This is a genomic window from Longimicrobium sp. (genome assembly GCF_036399255.1).
Lineage (GTDB): Bacteria > Gemmatimonadota > Gemmatimonadetes > Longimicrobiales > Longimicrobiaceae > Longimicrobium.
The window spans coordinates 39,270-62,040 of sequence record NZ_DASWNM010000141.1; the positions used below are offsets into that span (position 1 = coordinate 39,270).

General features: G+C 70.9%; 17 protein-coding genes. 4 read left to right on the forward strand and 13 right to left on the reverse strand.

Annotated features, from left to right (window positions below; all coding sequences use genetic code 11):
- Nucleotide 1: 1 nt before the first annotated feature.
- The 7 genes from VGC13_RS26550 to VGC13_RS26580 all read right to left on the reverse strand — a co-directional run bounded on the left by VGC13_RS26550 (nucleotide 2) and on the right by VGC13_RS26580 (nucleotide 11,937).
- Complete coding sequence (locus VGC13_RS26550; RefSeq protein WP_331128345.1) at nucleotides 2-3,394, reverse strand: efflux RND transporter permease subunit; 3,393 nt, start codon at nucleotides 3,392-3,394, stop codon at nucleotides 2-4.
- Between the two features lie 19 nt (nucleotides 3,395-3,413).
- Nucleotides 3,414-4,556 carry an efflux RND transporter periplasmic adaptor subunit gene (locus VGC13_RS26555; protein ID WP_331128346.1) on the reverse strand — a complete coding sequence of 381 codons (1,143 nt, stop codon included), beginning with the start codon at nucleotides 4,554-4,556 and terminating at the stop codon, nucleotides 3,414-3,416.
- A complete protein-coding gene (locus VGC13_RS26560; protein ID WP_331128347.1) occupies nucleotides 4,556-6,187 on the reverse strand; it encodes a TolC family protein in 1,632 nt (543 codons plus the stop codon). The genes VGC13_RS26555 and VGC13_RS26560 overlap by 1 nt, the downstream gene beginning before the upstream one ends.
- A gap of 17 nt (nucleotides 6,188-6,204) precedes the next feature.
- Nucleotides 6,205-6,852 (reverse strand): helix-turn-helix domain-containing protein, encoded by a 648-nt coding sequence (locus VGC13_RS26565; RefSeq protein WP_331128348.1) that lies wholly within the window; start codon nucleotides 6,850-6,852, stop codon nucleotides 6,205-6,207.
- A 76-nt stretch (nucleotides 6,853-6,928) separates the two neighbouring features.
- The gene (locus VGC13_RS26570) at nucleotides 6,929-7,438 is read right to left on the reverse strand and encodes a hypothetical protein (RefSeq protein ID WP_331128349.1); all 510 of its coding nucleotides are present in this window, start codon (nucleotides 7,436-7,438) and stop codon (nucleotides 6,929-6,931) included.
- A gap of 708 nt (nucleotides 7,439-8,146) precedes the next feature.
- Nucleotides 8,147-9,532 carry a sigma-54 dependent transcriptional regulator gene (locus tag VGC13_RS26575; RefSeq protein WP_331128350.1) on the reverse strand — a complete coding sequence of 462 codons (1,386 nt, stop codon included), beginning with the start codon at nucleotides 9,530-9,532 and terminating at the stop codon, nucleotides 8,147-8,149.
- Between the two features lie 629 nt (nucleotides 9,533-10,161).
- A complete protein-coding gene (locus VGC13_RS26580; RefSeq protein ID WP_331128351.1) occupies nucleotides 10,162-11,937 on the reverse strand; it encodes a sensor histidine kinase in 1,776 nt (591 codons plus the stop codon).
- Between the two features lie 284 nt (nucleotides 11,938-12,221).
- Here VGC13_RS26580 and VGC13_RS26585 point away from each other — a divergent pair, with 284 nt between their 5' ends.
- The gene (locus VGC13_RS26585) at nucleotides 12,222-12,497 is read left to right on the forward strand and encodes a hypothetical protein (RefSeq protein WP_331128352.1); all 276 of its coding nucleotides are present in this window, start codon (nucleotides 12,222-12,224) and stop codon (nucleotides 12,495-12,497) included.
- Between the two features lie 72 nt (nucleotides 12,498-12,569).
- Nucleotides 12,570-12,830: a hypothetical protein gene (locus VGC13_RS26590; protein WP_331128353.1), complete on the forward strand. Its 261-nt coding sequence runs from the start codon at nucleotides 12,570-12,572 to the stop codon at nucleotides 12,828-12,830.
- A 327-nt stretch (nucleotides 12,831-13,157) separates the two neighbouring features.
- On the opposite strand, the gene VGC13_RS26595 is transcribed toward VGC13_RS26590, so the two are convergent.
- The 6 genes from VGC13_RS26595 to VGC13_RS26620 all read right to left on the reverse strand — a co-directional run bounded on the left by VGC13_RS26595 (nucleotide 13,158) and on the right by VGC13_RS26620 (nucleotide 20,555).
- Nucleotides 13,158-13,331 (reverse strand): hypothetical protein, encoded by a 174-nt coding sequence (locus VGC13_RS26595; protein WP_331128354.1) that lies wholly within the window; start codon nucleotides 13,329-13,331, stop codon nucleotides 13,158-13,160.
- A gap of 110 nt (nucleotides 13,332-13,441) precedes the next feature.
- Entirely contained in the window at nucleotides 13,442-14,122 is a 681-nt protein-coding gene (locus VGC13_RS26600) for an HAD-IA family hydrolase (RefSeq protein WP_331128355.1), read from the reverse strand.
- A 122-nt stretch (nucleotides 14,123-14,244) separates the two neighbouring features.
- Nucleotides 14,245-16,020, reverse strand: a complete 1,776-nt coding sequence (locus VGC13_RS26605) for an alpha-keto acid decarboxylase family protein (protein WP_331128356.1) — start codon at nucleotides 16,018-16,020, stop codon at nucleotides 14,245-14,247.
- A 32-nt stretch (nucleotides 16,021-16,052) separates the two neighbouring features.
- The gene (locus VGC13_RS26610) at nucleotides 16,053-17,750 is read right to left on the reverse strand and encodes a flavin monoamine oxidase family protein (RefSeq protein ID WP_331128357.1); all 1,698 of its coding nucleotides are present in this window, start codon (nucleotides 17,748-17,750) and stop codon (nucleotides 16,053-16,055) included.
- A 1,221-nt stretch (nucleotides 17,751-18,971) separates the two neighbouring features.
- Nucleotides 18,972-19,802 carry a DUF5715 family protein gene (locus VGC13_RS26615; protein ID WP_331128358.1) on the reverse strand — a complete coding sequence of 277 codons (831 nt, stop codon included), beginning with the start codon at nucleotides 19,800-19,802 and terminating at the stop codon, nucleotides 18,972-18,974.
- Between the two features lie 246 nt (nucleotides 19,803-20,048).
- Nucleotides 20,049-20,555: a hypothetical protein gene (locus tag VGC13_RS26620; protein WP_331128359.1), complete on the reverse strand. Its 507-nt coding sequence runs from the start codon at nucleotides 20,553-20,555 to the stop codon at nucleotides 20,049-20,051.
- 107 nt (nucleotides 20,556-20,662) lie between these two features.
- Here VGC13_RS26620 and VGC13_RS26625 point away from each other — a divergent pair, with 107 nt between their 5' ends.
- Both VGC13_RS26625 and VGC13_RS26630 read left to right on the forward strand, forming a co-directional pair.
- Nucleotides 20,663-21,286: a helix-turn-helix domain-containing protein gene (locus VGC13_RS26625; RefSeq protein WP_331128360.1), complete on the forward strand. Its 624-nt coding sequence runs from the start codon at nucleotides 20,663-20,665 to the stop codon at nucleotides 21,284-21,286.
- 353 nt (nucleotides 21,287-21,639) lie between these two features.
- The gene (locus VGC13_RS26630) at nucleotides 21,640-22,767 is read left to right on the forward strand and encodes a hypothetical protein (protein WP_331128361.1); all 1,128 of its coding nucleotides are present in this window, start codon (nucleotides 21,640-21,642) and stop codon (nucleotides 22,765-22,767) included.
- Nucleotides 22,768-22,771 lie beyond the last annotated feature (4 nt).

Below are 22,771 nucleotides of genomic sequence, written 5' to 3' on the forward strand. Positions count from 1 at the left end.
CCTACGCCAGCCCCGGCGACGGGTTCTGCCCCTCGATCCGCAGCGCGGGCTCCGGCTCGGGCTCGCGGCGAACCCGCTGCGGCTCGTGCGGCACCGTCACATCGCGGACGGGACCGTGCCCGCCGCCGTGCCCGCCGTCCGTGGGCGTGCGGCGGAAGCGCGCCATCAGGCTCGTACGCATGTCGTCCAGCAGCTCCCACACGGTGGGGATCACCAGCAGCGTCAGCAGGGTGCTGGTCGCAACGCCACCGATGATGGCGATGCCCATCGGCGCCCGGAACTGCGCGCCCTCGCCGTTGCCCAGCGCCACCGGGAGCATGCCCGCGATCAGCGCAAAGGTGGTCATCAGGATGGGCCGCAGCCGGATGGCGCCCGCCTCGATCAGCGCGTCGCGCGTGCTCTTGCCGCTTTCCTTGGCCCACTTGGCGAAGTCGATGAGCAGGATGGCGTTCTTGGCCACGATCCCCATCAGCATGATGATGCCGATCATGCTCATCAGGTTCAGCGTGCTGCCGGCGATCCACAGCCCCAGCACCACCCCGATCAGCGACAGGGGCAGCGACAGCAGGATCGCCAGCGGGTCCAGGAAGCTGCCGAACTGCACCACCAGGATCAGGTACATCAGCATCACCGCCACCAGCAGGGCGAACATGATGCGCCCGAACACCTCGGTCTGGTCCTCGGTGTCGCCGCCGAAGGTGAGCTGGTAGCCCACCGGCATGCGCACCGACTCGATGCGGGTGGTGATGTCGCCCACCACCTCGCTCAGCGGGCGGTTCTGCGTGTTGGCCTCGACGTTGATCACCCGCTCGCGGTCAAGGTGGTTGATCTGCGCCGGGCCCAGCTCGCGCGTGATGGTGGCCACCTGCCCCAGCGGCAGCGTGGTCGCCTGCCCGCCGGGGCCGCCGGGAAGCACCAGCGGCACCCGCGCCAGGTCGGCCGTGCGCGCCCGCGACTCGGGGTTGAAGCGCACGTACACGTCGCGCGTCTCGCCCGACGGGTCCACCCAGTCGCCCACGTCGATCCCCGCGAACGCCGGGCGCATGGCCTGCGCCACCTGCGCCGCCGTCACGCCCAGCGAGCCGGCCAGGCCGCGGTTCAGCTCCACCGTCAGCTCCGGCTTCTGCCCCTTGGTGCTCAGCGACACGTCCACGGCGCCGGGCACCTGCCGCACCTGCGCCTCGACCTGCTCGGCCAGCCGGTTCAGCACCTCGATGTCGGGCCCCTGCAGCTGGATCATGATCTGCTTGGTGCCGCCGAAGTTGCCCGTGCCCAGCGCCGCCGTGGCCCCGCCGATGCGCGTGGCCTGCTCGCGCAGGAGGGCCGCGATGTCCTCCTGGCCGCGGTCGCGCTCGGCCTTGGGCTGCAGGCGCACGTACACGCTTCCCTGGTCAACCGAGCCGCCCTGCCCGCCGATGGTGGTGTAGGTGTACAGCACCTCGGGGATGCGGCGGGCCATGGCCGCCACCTCTTCGCTCTTGAGCCGCGTGTAGTCCAGGCTGCTTCCCGGCGGCGTGTCGATGTCGACCACGATCTCGGAGTTGTCGTCCTTGGGAAAGAACTCGAACCCCAGCTTGCCCCCCGTGGGCGCCACGCCGATGGCGATGAACATCCCCGCCACCGCCGCCAGCGCCACCCCGCCCTTCATGGCCCGGCCGCCCATGCCGCGGGGAAAGCGCACGAAGGTCAGCGCCAGCACCGCCGCCGTGATCACCACCATCACCGCCAGAAAGGCGTAGATGCCCTTGGCGGGGATCACCAGCGCCCCCACGAAGGCGCCGATCGCGATCAGCACCATGGCCAGGGCGTGGTCCAGCGCCCACCCGATCACGTGGCGGTAGTCGTCCGCGCGCCGGTCGAACCAGCGGTTGAACCTGTCCAGCGCGCGGGTGATCCAGGCCTTCTCGTGCTCCTCGCGGTGCGGGTCCGGCCAGTAGGCCGACAGCATGGGGTCAAGCGAGAACGAGACGAACAGCGACACCAGCACCGAGCAGGCGATCGTCAGCGCGAATGGCGCGAACCACTGCTCCGCCAAGCCGCCCATGAAGGCGATGGGGACGAACACGCAGACGATGGAGAACGTCGTCGCCGCCACCGCCAGCCCGATCTCGTCCGTTCCCTCGCGCGCCGCCGTGTAGTGGTCCTTCCCCATCTCCACGTGCCGCACGATGTTCTCGCGCACCACGATGGCGTCGTCGATCAGGATGCCGATGGCCAGCGACAGGCCCAGCAGCGACATGGTGTTCAGCGTGAACCCGAACGCCAGCACCGCCACGAAGCTGGCCAGCACCGACACCGGCAGCGCCAGGCCGGTGATGACCGTCGACCGCCAGCTGTTCAGGAACATGAAGACCACCAGCACCGTCAGCAGCGCGCCGACGAGCAGCGTCTCTTCCACGTTGGCGACGGAGTTCTCGACCCGCTCGCCGGAGTTGCGCACCACGGTCAGCTTTGCGCCCGCCGGCAGCGTCTTCTGGATCTCGCCCACACGCTCGATCACCACCTCGGCGACCGACGTCGTGGAGTAGCCCTGCGCCTTTACCAGGTCGATGCCCACGGCCGGCTGGCCGTTGAACAGCGCCAGCGAGCGCGCCTCCTCGGTCCCGTCGCGCACCGTCGCCACCTCGGCCAACCGCACCGGCACCCCGTTGGGCGCCGCCACCACCAGCTGCGAGAACTCCGCGGGCGACGTCAGCCGGCCGCGCAGGCGGATGGTGCGCTCTTCCAGGGGGCCGTTCAGCCGGCCCACGGGGACGGCCAGGTTCTGCGTCTGCAGCGCCTGGACGACCTGGGGGATGGAGAGCCCGGCCGCCTGCAGCCGCGACGGGTCCACCTCCACGCTCAGCTCGCGCTCAACCCCGCCGGCCACCTGCACCTCGGCCACGCCGGGAATGCCGCGCAGCGTGCGGGTGATCCCCGGGTCGGCGATGCGGGTGAGCTCCGCCGGCGTCATGGTGCTGCTGGCCAGCGACAGCGAGACGATGGGCTGGTCGTTGGGGTCGAAGCGCGCCAGGATCGGCTCCTCCATCTCCTGCGGCAGGTCGCCGCGGATCTGGCTGACGGCGTCGCGGATGTCCTGCGCCGCCGCCTTGGGGTCGATGCCGTAGACGAAGATCACCTGGATGGAGGCGAACCCGTCCAGCGCCTGGCTCTGGATCTGGTCCACCCCGCTGATCCCCGCCACCGCCTCCTCGATGGGGTCCACCACCTCGCGCTCCACGATGTCGGGCGAGGCGCCGGGATAGGGGACCGAGATGAAGATGAAGGGCGCCTCCACCTCCGGGAACTCGTCCGTGTCCAGGCTGAACAGGGCAAACAGGCCGAAGACGACCAGGGCCAGCATGGTCACCGTGGTGACCACCGGCCGCTTGATCGCGAAATCGGAGATGAACATCGTCCGGGTCTCCGTGAGGTCAGGGTGCGGACGCGGCCGGTGCCGCGGCGGGCGCCGGCGCGGCCGCGGAGCGGAGGGTCACCGGCGTCCCCGGCGTGGTGCCGATGGCCGCGCCGATGAGCAGCGTGTCGCCGGCGCTGACGCCGGAGGTGATCTCGACCCGGTCCGTCTCGGGGTCGCGCACGCCCAGCGTTACCGGCACGCGTTCGGCCTTGCCGCCGGTCACCCGGACGACGGCCGGCTGCACGCCGCGCTCGTCCACCGCGGTGGCGGGGACGGTGATCCCCTGCCGCGACTCGGCCTGCACGCGCCCCTCGGCGAAGAGGCCGCTGACCAGCGCCCCCTGCGCGTTGGGGATGGAGACGATCACCGGCACCTGCCGGGTGACCGGGTCCGCCGCCGGGTTGATGCGCGCCACCGTGCCGGTGAAGGTCTGCCCGGGGTAGCCGGTGACGGTAAAGCGAACCGGCGCGCCGACGCGCACCGCGCTCAGGTCCGAGGCGGGAACGCTCCCTTCCAGCTGCATGCTGCCGGGATCGACGATGACGAACATCGGCGCGCCCATGCCCACCACCGAGCCCGCGCTCACCGGCCGTTCGCTGACGATGCCGCTGATGGGCGCGTTGACCGTGGTCTTGCCCTGCTGCTGGCGGGCGTTGGCCAGCTGCGCGCGGGCGCCGGCCAGCTGTGCCTGCGCGGCCGCCAGCTGGTTGCGCGCCGTCTCGAGGTCGCGCGTGGCCACGGCGCCGGCCGCCTCGAGCGTCTGGTTGCGCTCCACGTTGCGGGCGGCCAGCTGCACCGCCTGCTCGGCCGAGCGCACGGCGGACTGGGTGGAGATCACCTGGCTCTGCAGCGCCGCGTCGTCGATGCGGGCCAGCACCTGCCCGGCGCGCACCGCCTGTCCCTTCTCGGCCATCACCGCCGTCACCACGCCGCCGGCCTCGGCGTTCACCCGCGCCTCGCGCTCCGCGGCCAGGCTGCCGCTGAGCGCGGGCCCGCTGCTGATCTCCTCGGCCCCCACCACGTACACGTTCTCGGGGCCGATCAGCACCGACTCGTCGCGCTTCGCCTTTTCCCCCTCGGCCGCCTCGCCGTTGCCGCACGCCGCCAGCGCCGCCGCCAGGGCCAGCGCGGCCCCCACGTTCCTGATCATCGTAGCCATCACTCACCCCCCGCGGTGAACGCCGAAGCCTGGTCTGCCGCCGGAGCCTGCTGCTGCCGGGGCTGCTGCTGTTGAGGTTGCTGCTGCGTCTGCTGCGCGCCGCCGCCCTGCGTCCCGCCCGCGCCCAGCGGCAGGTAGGGAAGCAGCGCCACCCGGGCCTGCGCGATCTGCACGTCGCGGGCGGCCACCGCGCGGTTGGCCTGCGCCTGCTGCAGCAGGATGCGCGAGTCGGCCAGCTCCACCTGCGTGCTCAGCCCTTCGCGGTACCGCACCTGGGCGATGGAGTACGCCCGCGCCGCCTGCTCCACCACGCCGGTGCTGGCCTGCAGCTGCGCGCGGGCCTGCTGCAGCCGCTCGACCGCCGTGCGCGTGTCCAGCGAGGCCGCGTCCTGCGCCTGCCGCAGCCGCGCCTGCGCCTCGAGCAGGTCCGCCTCGGCCACCAGCTCGTCGCCGCGAATGCGCCCGCCGGTAAAGATGGGAACGGACAGCTGCGCCCCCACCGTCCAGTTGGTGCGGAACTGGTCGGGCTCGGGGAGCAGCCCGCCGGGGTACGCCACCCGCCCGTACTGCGAGGTCAGGTTCACCGTGGGCAGCCGCTGCGCGCGGGCGATGCGCAGCGAGCTTTCCTGCACGGTCACCAGCGTGGCCGCCTGCTGCACCGGCGCGCGGTTGACCACGGAGGTGTCGCCCAGCAGCCCCTCGTCCGCCGCGAAGCGGGCCACGGGGACGGCGCGCGTATCTTCCAGCGTCGTGGTCAGCGCCAGCGGCGCGTCCCCGGGCATGTCCAGCAGCAGCCGCAGCCGGGTGTAGGCCAGGTCGCGGTCCGCGCGGCGCTGGATGACCAGCGGCAGCTGGTTGTCGCGCTGCACCTGCGCGCGCAGCACGTCGAACTCCGGCTGGTTGCCCACCTGCTGCGCCAGCCGCACCTGCGCCAGCGTGGTGTCGGCCTGGGCGAAGGTGGCCTCGGCGATGCGCACCAGCCGGTCGGCCAGCGCCGCGTCGTAGTAGGCCTGCGTCACGTCCATGGCCAGCTGCGCGCGCTGGCTGTTCAGCTCGATCTCGGCCCGCGTGCGCCCCGCCTCGGCGATGCGGTTCTGCGCGCCGATGCGCGGGTTGAACACGGCCTGCGACAGGCTGAGCCCGATCTGCCAGGTGTTCTCGCTGCCGAAGCCCAGGTCGCCGAAGCCGCTGAACGGGCTGGCGCCGCCGTTGGCGGTGCAGTCCAGGGCGTGCTCCAGCGAGTCCACCCGCGCCTCCAGGGGAAGCGCCGGGTTGGGCACGTAGCGCCCGCAGTTCTGCGGCGGCGGGGGCGCCGTGGTGTCGACCGGGGCGCCGCCGCCCAGCCCCTCGAACTGCGAGGCCAGGGCGCGGGAGTACGAAAGCGAGCCGTTGAGCTGCGGCAGCCGCGCGCTGCGGGCCTGCACCAGCTGGCCGCGGCTGCGGGTAAGCCCCGCACGGGCAATCTGCACGGGCTCGCTGGCGTCTTCGGCCAGCCGCAGGGCGTCTTCGAGCGTAAGCGGGCGCGCCGAGCCGGCGAGCCCGGGCTGCGCGGCCGCGGGCGCCGCCACCGCCAGCGCCGCCAGGAGGGCGGCGCCGCGGGCGATGCGGCCGGGCCAGGTGATGGTGTGCATATCGGTCTCTGATCCCCTCAGGAGAGGTTCGCTTGAACATCCGGGGTACCGCCGGCCGGCGCGGCATCCGCCGCCTCCGGCCCCGCCGCGGGGCCCGGCACCACGCCGATGGCCCGCAGGAACATCCGTACGTACTTCGCGGGGGCGTCGGCCTCCGGGTACGGGTACTTCTCGGGCACCGCGTCGCGGGCGATGGCGTCGGCGAACAGGGCGCCCATCAGCAGGTTGGCCGCGCCGTCCGCGTCCCACTCCCCGTCGGCCATCCCCCGCTCGCGCAGGCGCTGCAGGTACTCCATCAGCTCCGTGTGCACCTGCACCGGCGGCCCGGCCACGCAGCGCATGGCGTCGGGCGCCTCGGCCAGCTCGCCCAGGGTGGTGCGGATCATGGCCGCGTGGCGCCGCAGGTGCGCGTAGCCCGCGCGGCTCCAGGCCAGCAGCTCCGCCTGGGGGTCGCGCGGCTCCCACGGCAGCCCCGTCTCGACCGGGTGGCGGTTTGCGGCCGCCAGCGCCTCGCTCAGCAGCGCGCTCTTGCTGCCGAAGTGCCGGAACAGGGTGATCTCGTTGACCCCCGCCTCGGCGGCGATGCGGCGGGTGGTGGCCCCGCGGGACCCCGCCTCTTCGAACACCCGCAGCGCGGCGTTCAGCAGTCGGTCGCGTACTTCCATGCCGGAGACGATATCCGGCGACACGGGTGTATGCAAGTGGTTGCTTACAGTTGAAGCGGAATCGTTACGTCCCGCATTACGCGCTGGCCGCCCGGCCCGGGGCCAGCGGCGGCGTCTCTGATTCCGCCGCCGCCTGCTCCTGGCGCCGCATGGCGTTCCAGTTTTCGAACAGCGTGTCGCACTCGCGGATGAGCAGCGTGTGAAAGCGGGCCGCGTCGTCCATGCGGGTGCGGCCGGCGGGCTCGGGAAGGCGGCGGGCGGCCTGCTCGAACACCGTCACCATCTCGCGCCAGCGTCCCTGCGCCACGCGCAGCATCTGCTCCCACGGGTCGTCCTGCACGCGGTAGAAGTCGCGCCGGTCGCCCAGCACGCTCACCCGCCGGATCATCCCGAACTGCTCGAGCATCCGCGCGTTGGTGCTGACGGAGGCCTTGCTGGCCTGCAGGTGCTCGGCCAGGTCCTCCAGCGAGAACGTCTGGTCGGTGGCCAGCAGGTAGCCAAAGATGCGGCCGCCGATGCGGGGCATCCCTTCCTTTTCGCAGATGAGCGCCATCTGCTCCACCAGCTGCTGCACCGCCTCGTGCATCCGTGTGTCTCTTTCCTGTGGCTCGCTTCCATGAACCCGCGCGGAGATCCGCCCCGCGGTGTCGCGGCCGGGAAGAATACATCGTTCTGATCGTTCAGTCAATACTGAACGTAGTAAAAACACCTGTTGTCGGGGATGGAGGCTGATCCGTCCAGGCCTCAGCCTCCATCCCCAACCCTTCACCCCCCTCCGAGCCCCCCGACCCGGTGATCCCAAGATGCGCGACCGGCGCCGGACGGGCATGGGTCAGCTGACCTATGTGGGGAGCGACGGAGGCGGCACGTGGGAAGCCTGGTGGTCCGGGTGGGCGTTCTCGCGACGGCGGCGGTGCCCCGGCACGCTGCGTCGCCCAGCAGGCGCAGGTCGCCCGGGCGTGTTCGCGCGGTGCGGATCTGGCTGCCTTCGCAGCAGCGGCGCTCATCATACCGAATCCGGGAAAACAACACCTTTTTGGGTACAGAGGAACAGAGTCAGACAGAGGAACCTGGCTGACATTTCAACTCGCTTTCTCTGTCTGACTCTGTTCCTCTGTACGATCATTCTTTTTCAGGATCCGGTATAAGCACCGCTCCCTCCCGGGAGCAGCAGCCCTGCAGGCGAAGAGAGGGCGCAGAGGAGCCGTGATGCCCTCTGCGCCCTCTCTGATCCGACTTTGCGCCTTCCCTCGCTTCCCACCCCCAGCCCGCCGAACAAGGTGGAGCCAGGCGGCTAGATCCCGTACTCCTTGAGCTTTTGCCAGAGGGTGGTGCGGCCCATGCCCAGCGCGGCGGCGGCCTTGGTGCGGTTGCCGTCCGCCTCTTCCAGCGCGTGGAGGATGGCCTCGCGCTCGGCGTCGGCGCCGGGGGCCACGTAGCGGCGCGCCGGCTCGGGGGCGCGCGCCTCGGCCCGCCGGGCGTCGCCGTTTGCGCTGCCGCCGGCCGGCGCGCCCACGCCCGCCGCGGCGCCCTCGCGCACCTCTTCGGGAAGGTGGTGGGCCAGGATGCGCCCGCCCTCGCAGACGATGCACGCGTACTCGATGGCCGTCATCAGCTCGCGGACGTTGCCCGGCCAGTCGTACGCCTGCATCACCGCCACCGCGTCCTCGGACAGGCCGGTGATGCGGCGCGACGGCTCCACGCGCTCGTTCCACCGCGCCAGCGCCGCGCCGGCCAGGGCGGGGACGTCCTCGGGGCGGTCCTTGAGCTCGGGCACGCGGATCTGGAACACCTTCAGGCGAAAGTACAGGTCCTTGCGGAAGGTGCCTTCCTCGACCATCGCTTCCAGGTCGCGGTGGGTGGCGGCCACCACGCGCACGTCCACCTGCACCGGCCGCGCGGTGCCCACGCGCACCACCTCGCGCTCCTGCAGCACGCGCAGCAGCTTGGCCTGCATGCCGGGCGACACGTCGCCGATCTCGTCCAGGAACACGGTGCCGTGGTTGGCCTCCTCGAACATTCCCTTGCGCTCCTGCACCGCGCCGGTGAACGCCCCGCGCGCGTGGCCGAACAGCTCCGACTCCAGCAGCCCCTCGGCCAGCGCCGAGCAGTTGACGGCCACGTAGGGCCGGCCGCGGCGGGGGCTTTCCTCGTGCAGCGCCCGGGCGATGAGCTCCTTGCCGGTGCCGGTGGCGCCGCGCAGCAGCACCGTGCTTTCCGTGGGCGCCACGCGGGCGATGGCGCGCTTCACCTCGCGCATCCGGGTTCCCGTCCCCACGATGCGCGACGCGCCCACGCCCAGCACCGGCTCGCGGCGGGCCAGGATGGCCTTGATCTTGGAGCGCAGCAGCGCGTTGTCGCAGGGCTTGGTGAGGTAGTCGTCCGCGCCCAGCTTGAGCGCCGCCACGGCGCTGTCGACCGTGGCGAAGCCGGTCAGCATGAGCACCGGCACGTCGTTGCCCGCCTGGCGCAGCTCTTCGAGAACGGACAGGCCGGTGCGTCCTTCCATGCGCAGGTCCAGCAGCACCATGTCGAACTCGCCGCCGCGCAGCATGTCCAGCCCCGCGTCGCCGCTGGGGGCGGCGTCCACCTCGTAGCCCTCGTCGGCCAGCAGGGCGCCCGTCCCCACGCGAAACGCGCGGTCGTCGTCGATGATCAGGATGCGCGCGGTCTCCGGCATCTATTCTTCTGGGTATGGATGGACATCATCTGCGATACACGTCATCCGCAGAACACCCGTCCGGCGGTCTGGCGGATGAACCGCGGCCTCGAGAGCCTCGTCGCCCCGCCTCCAGGAGCGAATGAATTCGCCGCTGGAACTTCGCAAAGTCCGCCTGCGCGGACTCGGCGGCCCGGGCGTGTGCGGCGTTCCACGCACCTGCGCGTCCGCAGCCGGGGCGCCGCCGGTGTGGCGCACGACGGCCGGTCACGAGAATCCCGACAGTAGATTCCTCGGTCGCGCGCCGGCCACGGTGCAGGCGGACGGATCGCCGCGTGCGCTCCCTCGGAATGACAGATCGCGCTGCGCGGCGGTTTTCACGACGTGGCGCCGGGCGTCGGGAGCGGCATCCCGCGGATTCCGGCCGCGAGAGGCGTGCATCCCGCGCACCGGCCGCCGGGGCGAATGAATTCGCGGCTGGGAAAACGCGATGTCCGCCTTCGCGGACGGGTGTTGCGCGATCTTCCCAGCTCGTGCAGCCCCGCGCAGTTTGCGGGGCTTTCCGCTGTCGTTGCGGCGAGTTTACTCGCTCTCGCCGAACCCCGCCGGTGACGCCCATCACCCCATCACCCCTTCACCCGTTCACCCCATCACCCTCCCACCCCCACCGCCTCCCGCAGCGGCGCGTCCACCCGCGGCGGCGCCTCTTCCGACACCGAGGCGTCCAGCGTCTCGCGCGGCAGGCGCACGGTGAAGCGGCTGCCGGTGCCGCGGGTGCTTTCGACGTCGATGCGCCCCCGGTGCCCGCGGATGATCCCCTCCGAGACGAACAGGCCCAGGCCGATCCCCGTGACCCCGGGCTTGGTGGTGTAGAACGCCTCGAAGATGTGCGGCAGGTCCGTTTCGCTGATCCCCGCGCCGGTGTCTTCGACCACCACCTCCACCGCGTCGCCGTCCGCGCGCGTGGCCACCCGCAGCCGCCCGCCCCCCGGCATGGCGTCGCTGGCGTTGGCCACCAGGTTGGCCAGCACCTGCTGGATCGCCTCGGGGTGCGCCACCACCGGCGGCAGCCCCGGCGCCAGCTCGGCGCGCACCTCCACGTCGCGCGACTTGAGCTCGGGCGCGGCCAGCGTGAGCACGCGGGTGACCAGCGCGTTCAGGTCCAGCAGGCCGCTGGCGTCGGACTGCGGGCGGCTCTGGTCCAGCAGCCGCCGCGTGAGCGACGCCATGCGCGAAAGCTCCTCCTGCGCCAGGGTCAGGAACTCGCGGTTGGGGTCGGCCGGGTTGCCGCGGCGCTCCAGCGCCTCCAGGCAGTTTTGGATGTTGTAGATGGGGTTGTTGATCTCGTGCGACAGCTGCGCCACCAGCCGCCCCATGGCCGCCAGCTTTTCGCGGTGGATCATCTCGGCCTGGGCCGAGCGCAGCCGCGCCTCGCGGTCGGCGATGGCCTTGCGCATCTCGCCGAACGCGCGCGCCAGCTGACTGATCTCGTCCATTCCCGTGCGGGGCAGCGGCGCCGCGAAGTCGCCGCGCGCCATGCGGGCGGACGCCTCGGCCAGCTGCTGCGCCGGGCGCGCCACGATGCGCGAGATGACCGCCGCCAGCAGCAGCGCCAGCACCAGCGCCGCGAAGCCGATGCCGAACAGCGACCGCTTGATGGTGGCCGCCACCTCGAGCTCCTGCGTGATGGGGCGCAGAAAGATGACCGTGGTGGCCAGCCCGCGCGAGGGAAGCGCCACCGGCGCGGCCATGTACGCCTGGTCGGCCAGGATCTGCCGCGCGCCGGGGTTGGCCGACGCCCGCAGCGTGCGCAGCTCCTCGCGGTCCAGCAGGGCCTCGGCGCTGTCGGACAGGCTGGTGCCCACCAGCGAGTCGCCCACCATCAGCACCACCTGAGTGTTGCGGCCCATCTCCTTGTTGATCGCCGCCGCGCTCAGCCGCCGCCCCACGCCGATCTGCCCCAGCCGCAGCGTGTCGGCCCACACCGGCTCCAGCGAAAAGCGCAGCGGAGGCCGGCCGTCGTCCGTCAGCGCCACGATGGTGCGCAGGTCGCCCGCGCTGGCGATGGCGCGCGCGTCCAGCCGCGGCCCGAACATCGACCTGCCCGTGCTGTCGATGACGATGGCCTCGTCCTTTTCCAGCTCGCCGCGCAGCACCCCCTGCAGCCGGCGGTTGTTCCCCGCCACCCACGCGCGCCGCACCTGCTCGTTGAGCGCAAGCGCGCGGGCCGAGGTGGCCAGCAGCACGTCGTTGGTCTCCCACCAGTTGCGCATGGAGATCCCCGCGCCCTCCAGCTCGTCGCGGGCGCGCTCGTACACGCCGCGCTCCACCGCCTGGGCAATCAGCAGCAGCGCCGGCACCACGATGAGCAGCGCGGTGACGGCAAAGAGAAAAAAGACCTTGGTGCGAAGCGAAAGCCCTCTCATCGGCACGTCCGTTCGTTGTCCCGCCCGTCCGCCCGCTGTTCACTGAACGGCCCCGGAGTGTTCAGTGAACAGTCGCGGGCCCCGCGGGACGTGCCCGCGAACCGCGCCGCGACGGGCGGGGAGTGGCCGAAAGTTAAGTGGTGGCGCCGGTTTTCGCCACTCGGGCGACGGATGGCCCGTTCGGCATACCCGTTGCCTAACCAGTATGCCGACCGCGCATGGCGCGGACCGGCGGCCGGCCGAACCCGGCCGGGTGCAAAACAACGCAAACGGGAGTTACCACGATGATCAAGCGCATCTTCTCGATCGCGGCCCTTTCGATGATGGTCGCGGCCTGCGGCGGCGACGAGGGCGGCGAGGGCGAGACCGTCACGGCCGACAGCACCAGCATCACCACCGTGCCGGGCACCGACACCGTGAGCCAGCCGATGGTGGTTCCGACCACCGACAGCGTGCTGACCACCACCACCACCACCACCGAGACCGACACGGTCGCGGGCCAGGCCCAGACCGGTGGCACCACCACCACCACCGGCACCGACACGTCGGCCTCGCACTGATCCGGATTTCGCGGGCCGGCGCGCATTCCGCGCGCCGGCCTTCTTTGGTACTGAACTGACGGAGATACACAGATGAAGAAGCTCATCGCGATGTTCGGCATCCTGGCGCTGGCCGCCTGTGGCGGCGGCGACGCCGAGGAAGGCGCGGCCACCGAGGACACCACCGCGATCACCCCGGCCACCGAGACGGCCCCGGTGACCACCACGCCGCCGATGGACTCGAGCATGGCCCCGACCACCATGCCCATGGACAGCGGCGCGACCGGCACCACCGGCGCCATGCCGATGGACAGCGCGGGTGCCACCACGACCACGACGACCACCACTCCGTAATCCGGAGCGGTCACCGCGGTTCAAGCCGGGCCCGGACGTTCGCGTCCGGGCCCGGCCTTTTTGTCGGGCTGATTTCTCCGCGTCCGCTAAACGATGGGTTTCGCCCAGATCCTGAAAAAGAATAATCGTACAGAGGAACAGAGTCAGACAGAGAAAGGTTCCTCTGTCTGACTCTGTTCCCCTGTACCCATAGAGGTTGTTTTCCCGACTTCGGTATCACCCAGGCCACAGCGGCCGCAGAGGGGCCGAGAAGGGGACCGCACCCGCTCTCGTCAGGCTGGTACCGCCCCGGGCGCACGCATGCGGGGCGGGCGGGTCAACGTTCCGTCAGTAGCAGTCATACGGCGGACACGCCGTGCAGAGGCCGGTCTGCCCGCGGCAGGTGCCGTCGACCGCCGTGCGCAACGCGTTCGCCTCCACCGTCCCCTCGCCGTCTTCGCCCTCCGCCGTCTCGAACGTCTCCACCTCGATCTTGTCGAGCTTCAGCTTTTTCGCGCTCATGGCAGTTCTCCTCGAAAGCAGGTATGAAAACGTCGGGTGCGATCCCCTGACATCCGCCGGCAACGCACGTTTTACGCCGTGTATTCAAGGTATCTCCGTCGCGTCGGCACTCAGCACCACAGGGCGAACGCCCGCGTGACGTCGGAGGGGCGGGCAAAGGTCCAGTCGGGCCGCGTCCCTTCGACCTTGCGCACGAACGCCTCCGCCTCGCCCGGCGCGGTCTTGGCCCACAGGGCGGCGCCGATGCGCATCCCCGCATTGCGGCCGGCCTGCAGGTCCACCGTGCTGTCGCCCACGTAGGCGGCCTGCTCCGGCGCGATCCCCAGCGCCCGCGCCGCCGCCAGCAGGCCGCCCGGGTCCGGCTTGGCGGCGTGCACGTCGTCGTCCGTCACCACCACGTCGAACGCGCCCAGGTCCGTGGCCGCGCGCGTGACCTCCCACGCCTCGCGCCCTTTGCCCGTGACGATCCCCAGCCGCAGACCGGCGCTCCGCAGCCCCGCCAGCATCTCCGGCACGCCCTCGTAGACGCCCTCCGCCATCGACCCGTACAACTCGCGGTACAGCCGGCGCATCTCCGCGTGGCACGCCTGGCCCGGCCCGTCGCCCAGCCAGTCGGTAAGGAACCGCCGCTCGGACGCGGGGCGGCGCGCGGCGATCTCTTCCACCGTGGGCGCGTAGCCCAGGTGCGGCTCCAGCGCGCGCCGGTAGCACTCGATGTACAGGCTCCAGGTGTCGATCAGCGTCCCATCCAGGTCCAAGAGGATGGCGGCGGGCGGAGGCAGGTTCTTCATGCTCCTCACGGGATGAAAAGATCGGGCCTCACACAGAGTCAGCAGAGTCAACAGGGGTTGAACTCTGCTGACCCCGTTGACTCTGTGTGAGGCCTTCTGTTTCCGAACCCGGCGTTTGCCGGTCAGCCGCCGGCGAGCGCCAGCATCTGCTTCGTGATGTCGTTCTTCGGGATCTTGAGGGTGATGAGGGAAAGCGTGTCCGTGTTGGCCTTGGCCTGCTTCAGCGCGGCATCGAGCTCCTTCATCGTCGAAACCGTGGCGCTCCAGCCGCCGCGAAAGACGTCGGTGAGGCGCGCGTAGTCCCAGCCGTGCAGGAGGTCGAAGTCCTCCGGCGGCTGTCCCTGGGTGAAGTACTTTACGTTCACGAACGCCTGCTCGATCCCGTACAGCTCGTTGTCGAAGATGAAGACGATGGCGCCGTGCTTCGCCCGCACCACGTCGCTGAGCGCCTGGGCCACCATCTGGAACCCGCCGTCGCCGGTAAAGACGACGGGCCGGCGCGCGGGATCGGCGAAGCCCGCGCCCAGGCAGGCGCCCGTGGTGTAGCCGATGGAGTTCCACGCCGCCTGCGCGATGAACCCGTCCGCCACGTTCACCGGCAGCTCCGCCGCGGAGTACAGCGCGATGGTGGTGTCGGCCATCAGGATCATCCCGTCGTCCACCCACCGGTTCATCCGCCGGAAGAAGCGGTCGTACGTCACCGGCGGGCTGGCGGCCGCCTGCAGCAGCTTCTTCTCCGCCGGACCCTCTTCCATCAGCGCCTTCTGCTCCGGCGCGCCCACGGCCGCCAGCGTCTTCACCGCGCCGGCGGGGGCACCGTACTTCTTTTCGCGCAGGCGCTGCAGCAGCCGCTCCATGAAGACGCCCAGCGGCACGCAGTCGTAGACGGCCGTCCCCACGCGCACCGTGTTGTTCCAGGCCAGCGACATCCGCCCGTAGCTGTTGGTGACCAGGTCCAGGAAATCGTCCGTCACCAGGTTGCCCAGCCCCAGCAGCCAGTCGGCCTTTTCCACCAGCCGCTTCGTCTTGGGCTGCGCCGACGCGCCGTCGTAGCAGCCCACGAAGCCGGGCGTGTTCTCGGGGACCAGCCCCTTGCCCAGCAGGTCGGTGGCGAACGGAAAGCCCGTCTCGCGCACGATCTCCATCAGCAGCGCCTGCAGGCCGTAGCGCTGCACCTCCATCCCCGCCCAGATCACCGGGCGCTTCGCGCTCCACAGGTGCTCCAGCGTGCCGTCGATGGCCTCGTCCAGCGACTCCAGCAGGAGCGGAAGGGGGCCGGGCTCCACGCGCCCGCGCGGCGCCTGGCACTCCAGCCACCAGACGTTGGCGTAGACCTCGATGTAGACGGGCCGGCGCCAGGTAAGGCACTCGCGCAGCGCGCGGTCGATCTGCTCCGGCGCGCGGACGGCGTCGCGCACCACCTCGCGCCACACCGTCACGTTGCGCACCGAGTCCTCGTCCGCGCTCAGCGTGCCGGTGGAGTGGTGAAAGAGCACCCCCTCGCGCCGCTCTCTGTTCCGCGACGCCGACGCCGGGCTGCCGACGACGAGGACGACGGGAAGCTGCTCCACGTACGATCCGGCCAGCGCGTTGAGCAGGCTGAAGGTGCCCACCCCAAAGGTGACGCACGCCGCGCCCGCTCCGCGCAGCCGCGCGTACGCGTCGGCCGAGTACCCCGCCTCGAGCTCGTTGCAGGTGCCCACGCGCTGGATTCCGATCTCCCCGCCCTCCTGGTCGATGGTCGTCAGGAAGTGCCCCGCGTAGTCGCCGGGGACGGCGAACAGGTGGCCCACGCCCATCTGCGCCAGCCGCGTGGCCAGGTAGCGCGCGACGTTGCAGCCGCCCGTTTCCGTGTCTCCCGGCAGGCCGCCGGCCGCCGCCTTCGCCGCAGACTTCACGGCGGATTTCGCGGCGGACTTTGCGGGCGCCTTCACGGCCCCATCTCCGTCTCGTAGTACTTGCGCGGGATGAAGCTGGGGCGGGTAAGGCCAAAGTGCTCCTTCAGCATCAGCTCCGCCGTCTGCAGCGCGCCTTCGATCCACCCCTGGCCAATGGAGTACGCTTCGCCGCAGATGTGCACCTTTTCGCCGGGAATGCCGCGCATGTACGGCATGATCTCCCAGAACTTCTTTCCCGCCTTCCATGCGTGCCACCCGGCGCCGTACGGGTCCTCGCTCCAGTCGTGGTAGACGGCCGTGTACGGCTCGGGGACGAACTTGAGCCCGTGCACCTCCTTTACCTGCTCCTGCGCCGTCTGCACCATCTCGCGGCTGATCTGGAACTCGTGGCGCGGCACCGGCGCCTCGCCGTCCAGGAAGTAGTCGCGGCCCGGCTTCGTGCTGTCGGCCGCGTGCTGGGGGTTCTGCGTGCGCCCCTCGAAGCACTCGCCCGCTTCCAGCGCCTTCCAGAAGGGCAGGCTGCCCAGGTCGTTGTAGCTCACCATCAGCAGCGAGTTGTGGTTCTCGGGCTCGCCGCCCGACTCGCTCTCGGTGCCGAAGTAGTAGGTCTGGCGGATGGGCATGTCCGTGATCGTCCGCCCCGCCTCGACGCCCAGCGCGCGCCACCAGGGGTAGGGGTAGCCCAGGAACATCTTGAACGCCGCCTGGCTGATGACGGCCTCCAGGTTGTCGCGCAGGGTCCGGTCGCCCAGGGTGGGGTCGTCCGCGTCGAGCCGGTTCCAGCGGATGAGCTCGATGGCGCGCCGCGGCAGCGCCAGCACCACGCGGTCGGCGTCGATGTGCACCTCCTCGCGCGGCTCGATGTCCGTCGTCCTGGCGTTTTCCGTCTCGGTGCGGACGAAGCAGAGCGCGTAGTCGCCGTCCGCCCCGCGCCGGCCGAACGAATCCAGCCGGTGGTTGCGGTGGATCTCGCCGCCCAGGCCGCGAAAGCGCTCGGCCACGGTGCGCGGCAGCTCCTCCATCCCCTCGTCCAGCGTGTAGTACTTGTTGTTGGGGTCGTACTCGCTGATGGGCAGCGACAGCGGCGACGTGCTGTTGGCCACGTTGGTGTAGTAGCCGCTGGCGTCGTACATGTACTGGTACGCCTCGCTGCTCAGCACCCGGTACAGCAGGTTCCAGAAGCCGATCTGGTACAGCGGCGTGCCGTTGAGCACCGGCACCGTCCACCAGTCCTCCGTGCTCAGCTCTTCGTAGAAGGGAAGCAGGCTCTTCATCACGTACGCCTGCATCTGGTCGGGGTTCATCCCCTGCTCGTCGGGGTTCATCAGGTACGGCACCTTCGCCGGATCCGTCAGGTCCCGTACCCGCAGCTGGCGGCGGCGCAGGTACATGAGGTTGTTGGCGCCCCCGTCCGGACCCATGGGAAACTCGCGGGTGGCCAGGTTCAGGTAGTCGATGAGCCCCACCACGATCTCGTGCGACTTGAGCCAGCGCATGCCGCCCAGCTCGGCCTTGATGTGCGGCATTCCGGGCATGGGGTAGCTGTACAGCCGCCCGCCGATGCGGTCGCCGTACTCGAACACGGCCACGTTCAGCGTGGGATCGTTCTGCTTGAGCCGCCACGCCGTGTACACGCCGCTGACGCCGCCGCCGATGACGGCCACGTCGTACCGGCGCTCGCCCTTTTCGTGCGGCTCGTACGGCTGGTGGTTCAGGATTCTCTTGGTCACGCGTGCCGATCCTCTCTGGGGGGAGAAGGTGTGGGATCATGCACGCCGCCCCGCCGCGGAGTGTCCGGGCGGTGGCGGCGTTCCAGGGGTGTGGCGGGTTGAAGGTGGGACGGCGGGAGGTGGAGGAGGGATGATACGGGTCGAAGTAGCAGCCGCACAATCCCTTTTTGCGTCACGGGCGGATCACAAGGGCGAATGAATTCGCTGCAACGACCACACGAAGGCCGCCTTCGCGGACAGGCGGATGTGGGGTTGGGGCGGGTGCCTGCCGCGTGGCGGGATCGAAGCAGCATCGAAGTTCAACCTCCCTCAGGGGTTTTTGGGGGAGGCGAGTAATGCGAGCCCGGAGCGGGCGTGGCTCTCTCGCAGGGCCTTCCGAAGCGGGATCGAATTCTCCCCTCTCCGTGAGGAACGAACGGGGAGGGGCCCCCCGCCGGCGCCAGCTCGATGCCCGTCGCCGAGCCTCCAGACCAGCGGTTACGATCCGTCGGGGCCTGCAAAGGGCGAATGAATTCGCTGCAACAACCACACGAAGTCCGCCTTCGCGGACAGGCGGATGTGGGGTTGGGGCGGGTGCCTGCCGCGTGGCGGGGATCGAAGCGGCATCGAAGTTCAACCTCCCCCAGGGGTTTTGGGGGAGGTGGGCGAGTAATGCGAGCCCGGAGGGGGCGTGCCTCTCTCGCAGGGCCTTCCGAAGCGGGATCGAATTCTCCCCTCTCCGTGAGGAACGAACGGGGAGGGGTCGGGGGAGGGGCCCCCGCCGGGGCCAGTTCAATGGTGTTCGTCGAGCCTCCAGACCAGCGGTTACGATCACTCCGAGCCCGGCCATGGCGAATGAATTCGCTGCAACGACCACACGAAGTCCGCCTTCGCGGACAGGCGGATGTGGGGTTGGGGCGGGTGCCTGCCGCGTGGCGGGATCGAAGCGGCATCGAAGATCAACCTCCCCCAGGGGTTTTGGGGGAGGTGGGCGAGTAATGCGAGCCCGGAGGGGGCGTGCCTCTCTCGCAGGGCCTTCCGAAGCGGGATCGAATTCTCCCCTCTCCGTGAGGAACGAACGGGAAGGGGCCGGGGGAGGGGCCCCCCGCCGGCGCCAGTTCAATGATGTTCGTCGAGCCTGGATCCGTGTTGCACCGTCCGCACGAACGCGCACCCCCTGCCGCGGCGATGCACGGCAGGGGGTGCGGAGAAACCGGCGGAATGGGCCGCGGACGCGGGCGATCAGCCCGGGCCGTGGTGGTGCTTGGCGATGCGCCAGCCCAGCAGGAACAGCAGCGCGACCGACGACAGCAGCACCAGCACCAGGGGCGGCTCGGCGCCCTGGGGCGCCGGCGCGTCGCGGCGGGGCTCCGCCGCCGCGGCGGCGGGCGCGGAGGGCTCGGCGGGCCGGGACGGCGCCGGCTTGGGCCGCAGCACCGTGGGCGACGACGACGTGGGGCGCTCCACCGGCTTCTGGCGCGCGGCGTAGGCCGCGTACGCGTTGGTGAACACGGCCACGTGGTAGTGCGGCGGGTTGCGCTCGCGGGTGGCGTCCAGCAGGTCCTTTTCTTCCAGCGCCAGCAGCGCCTTCTCGAACCACTTCTGGCACCTGGATTCGCGGCTGATGCGGAAGTCGACCGCCATCCCGGCGGGGTGCACCGACAGCTTGTGCGCGTTCCCCGGCTGCTCCGCCCGCGGGCGCGTGAGGCTGGTGACTACCAGGGGCTCGCCGCACGCCTTGCGGTACTCCGCCGACACGTTCTCCACGAAGGTCTTTACCTCCGGGCGCGTGTAGGGATAGCTCACCTTGGCCAGCGCGTAGTCGGCCCCGCCCGGCAGCCGCACCAGCCGCTCCGTCTTGACCAGCTCGTCCACCGCCGCCGGCGTTTCGGCAAAGGTGAAGTCGGCCGCCACCGCGTTCGCGTGCTGCCGCTGCATGGAGGCGGGCGAGCCGCGCATGGTTACCGACGGCTTGGCCGCGGCCGACATCGCCACGCCCACGACCACGCTGGCCACCACCGCCGCGGGAAACGCCGCGTGCGCCATCATCCGCCGAAAAGTCCTGCGTCCCACCGTGGCGCCCTCCCCCTGATTTCGTGCCGTACCGCAAAACGCCGCGCGGGGGATGATGCAGGATGGGTTCCACCGGATCGCCACCGCCCCGCGCGTATCTGGTTGTGCCCGAACGCGTTCCCATAAAGCCGCGCGTTTCCCCGCAATCGCAGCGAACAGGGCCTCACGCAGAGGCGCAAAGGCGCGGAGAAAACCGATCTTCCGTCCCCTCTCCGCGTCTCCGCGTGAGGCTGGTCTTTTGGTGATTCAGACGTATCGCCACACGGCCATGCACGCGGTGGCGGTCAGCAGCAGCAGCATGGACGCGGCGGTGCCCCAGCGGACGCGCGCCCGCAGCCGCCCCATCTGCCGCGCCTCGTCCGGCGTGGGCGCGCGGGACTCGCCCCGCAGCCGGGTGCCCAGCGCCCCCATCCGCCGCGCCGCGGGTCCGGTTCCGAACGCGCCCGTCAGCAGCGCCAGCACCCCCGCGATCCCGCCGATCCCCAATGTGATCCCCTGGCTCGTTGCCCCGAAGGCGCCGTCCGTGAGCGCCGACATCCGCGCGTACATCGCCACGCCGGACAGGATGGTGGTGAGCGCCGTGGCCATCAGGTACAGCCCCGCGCGCCGGTCGCGCATCAGCCGCGGCAGAAAGCCCTCGGCCTCGCGCGCGGCGGGGACCACGAAGCCCGCCATCAGCACCGCCGCGCCCACCCACATCACCCCGCCTGCCACGTGCGCCAGCCGCAGGGCCAGCAAAAGCGCGTGCTCCATCGTCGCCTCCATCGCAGGATCGTTGGAATCCGGCCGTCCCGCGCCGGTGTTGTGAATTGGATTGACTGTGCGTACAGTACATTCAATTCACAACACGGGAGATGACGATGAGCCCGCGCCCCTACCACAGCGAGCAGCGCCGCCAGGCGGCCGAAGCCACGCGCGAGCGCATCGTTGCGGCCGCGCACTCGCTGCTGGCGGACCCCGCCGGGGTGAGCGCGTTCACCGTGGAGGCGGTGGCCGGGCGGGCGGGGGTGGCGCGGATGACCGTGTACAACCAATTCGGCAGCAAGGCCGCCGTGCTCGAGGCGCTGTTCGACTGGCTGGCCATGCGCGGCGGCATCCACGGCCCCGCCGGGCTGGAGACGGCGCTGCGCGAGCCCGATCCGCTGGAAGGCGTGCGGACGATGTTCCGGGCGATGGCGCGCTACTACTCCGTGGACCGCGTGGTCAAGCGGCGGGTGCACGCCCTGGCCGCGCTGCAGCCGGACGTGGCCCAGGCGCTGGTGCTGCGTGAAGAGCGCAGGCGCCGGTTCATCCGCACCCTGCTGGAGCGCATCGCCGCCACGCGCACGCCGTGGACGCCGGATCGGTTCGCGGAACTGGAGCAGCTGCTGTTCGCCCTGACCAGCTTCGAGTCGTTCGAGGTGCTGGCCGGCCCCCACCGCTCGTTCACGGAGGTGGCGCCGCTGCTTGGCCGGTCCGCCTGCGCCATCCTCCTCGCCGAGTAGCGAGCGCGGCGGGGAGTAGTCGATGCGCCGAGCCGCATCGTTGCACTCCATCTCCCAAGCCCGCTCTGTACCTTCGGCGGAAGCGTGTTTATCTTGAGACGAGACGTGAACGGACTCCCATGCACGCGATCCATGCGCATCACCGCCGCGAACAGCCGCCGATTTACCCGCCCCCCGACCCTGTCCGGGGCGTGGGAGGTGTGCGCGCGCGGCTGAGCCGCCGACACGGTCTCTCTCCGGCGTGGCCTTTGGGCCGACGCCCCCCGGATGCGGTCCGGGGGGCTTTTTCGTGTCCATCGTCCACGCGACCCCGCCGATCCAGCCCGGAAATCGGCAGAACCGGAGAGAACGCCATGAAGCCCGCTATCCTGTCCCCCGAAGCCTACCTGCGCGCCGTCGGCCTGCGCGACCTGACGGACCCCGCGCAGGGGCCGCACGCCATGCAGCAGCTCATCGACCGCATCCACCACGCGCTCCGCCACCGCTGGGGGTGCGAGCTGCGCCTGCACCGCGCACACCCCGTGGTGCCCGTGGAGCACAACTACGACCGGCTGCACTACCCGCCCGGCGGCGCCGCCCGCGACGCGCGCTACACCCGCTACGTCAGCGAAACCACCGTGCTGCGCACCCAGACCTCCGCGATGATCCCGCCGCTGCTGGCGGACGTCGCGCACAGTCCGCCCGCCGACGTGCTGCTCGCATGTCCGGGGCTGGTGTACCGGCGCGACGAGATCGACCGCCTGCACACGGGCGAGCCGCACCAGATGGACCTGTGGCGCATCGTCCGCGGGCGCGTCGGCGTCCCGGAGCTGCGCGAGATGGTGGCGACGGTGATGGAGGCGGTGCTCCCCGGCCGCGAACATCGCTGCAACCCGGCCGAGCATCCCTACACGACCGACGGCGTCGAAATCGAGGTGCGCGCGGACGATGGCGGATGGGTGGAGGCGGGGGAGTGCGGACTGGCACTGCCGGCCATTCTGCACGAGGCGGGGCTGGATCGCTCGCGCTACTCCGGCCTGGCGATGGGGCTGGGCCTGGACCGGCTGCTGATGCTGGTGAAGGGAATGGACGACATCCGCGTGCTGCGGTCCGCGGACCCGCGCATTACCGGGCAGATGCTGGACCTGGAGCCGTACCGCCCCGTCTCCGCCCAGCCCGCCGTGCGCCGCGACATGTCGATCGCGGTGGCGGCGGACCGCACGCCGGAAGAGCTGGGCGACCGCGTGCGCCAGGCGCTGGGCGACCGCGTGGAGAGCCTGGAGTCCGTCGAGGTGCTGGGCGAGACGCCCTACGCGCAACTTCCGCCGCAGGCACGGGAGCGGATCGGGATTGCGCCGGGGCAGAAGAACGTGCTGGTGCGCATCGTCATCCGCGACCTGGTGCGCACGCTCACCAGCGCCGAGGCCAACGCGCTGCGCGACGCGGTCTACGCCTCGCTGCACGAAGGCAGCGCCTGGCAGTGGGCCTCCGCCGCCGCGTGACGGG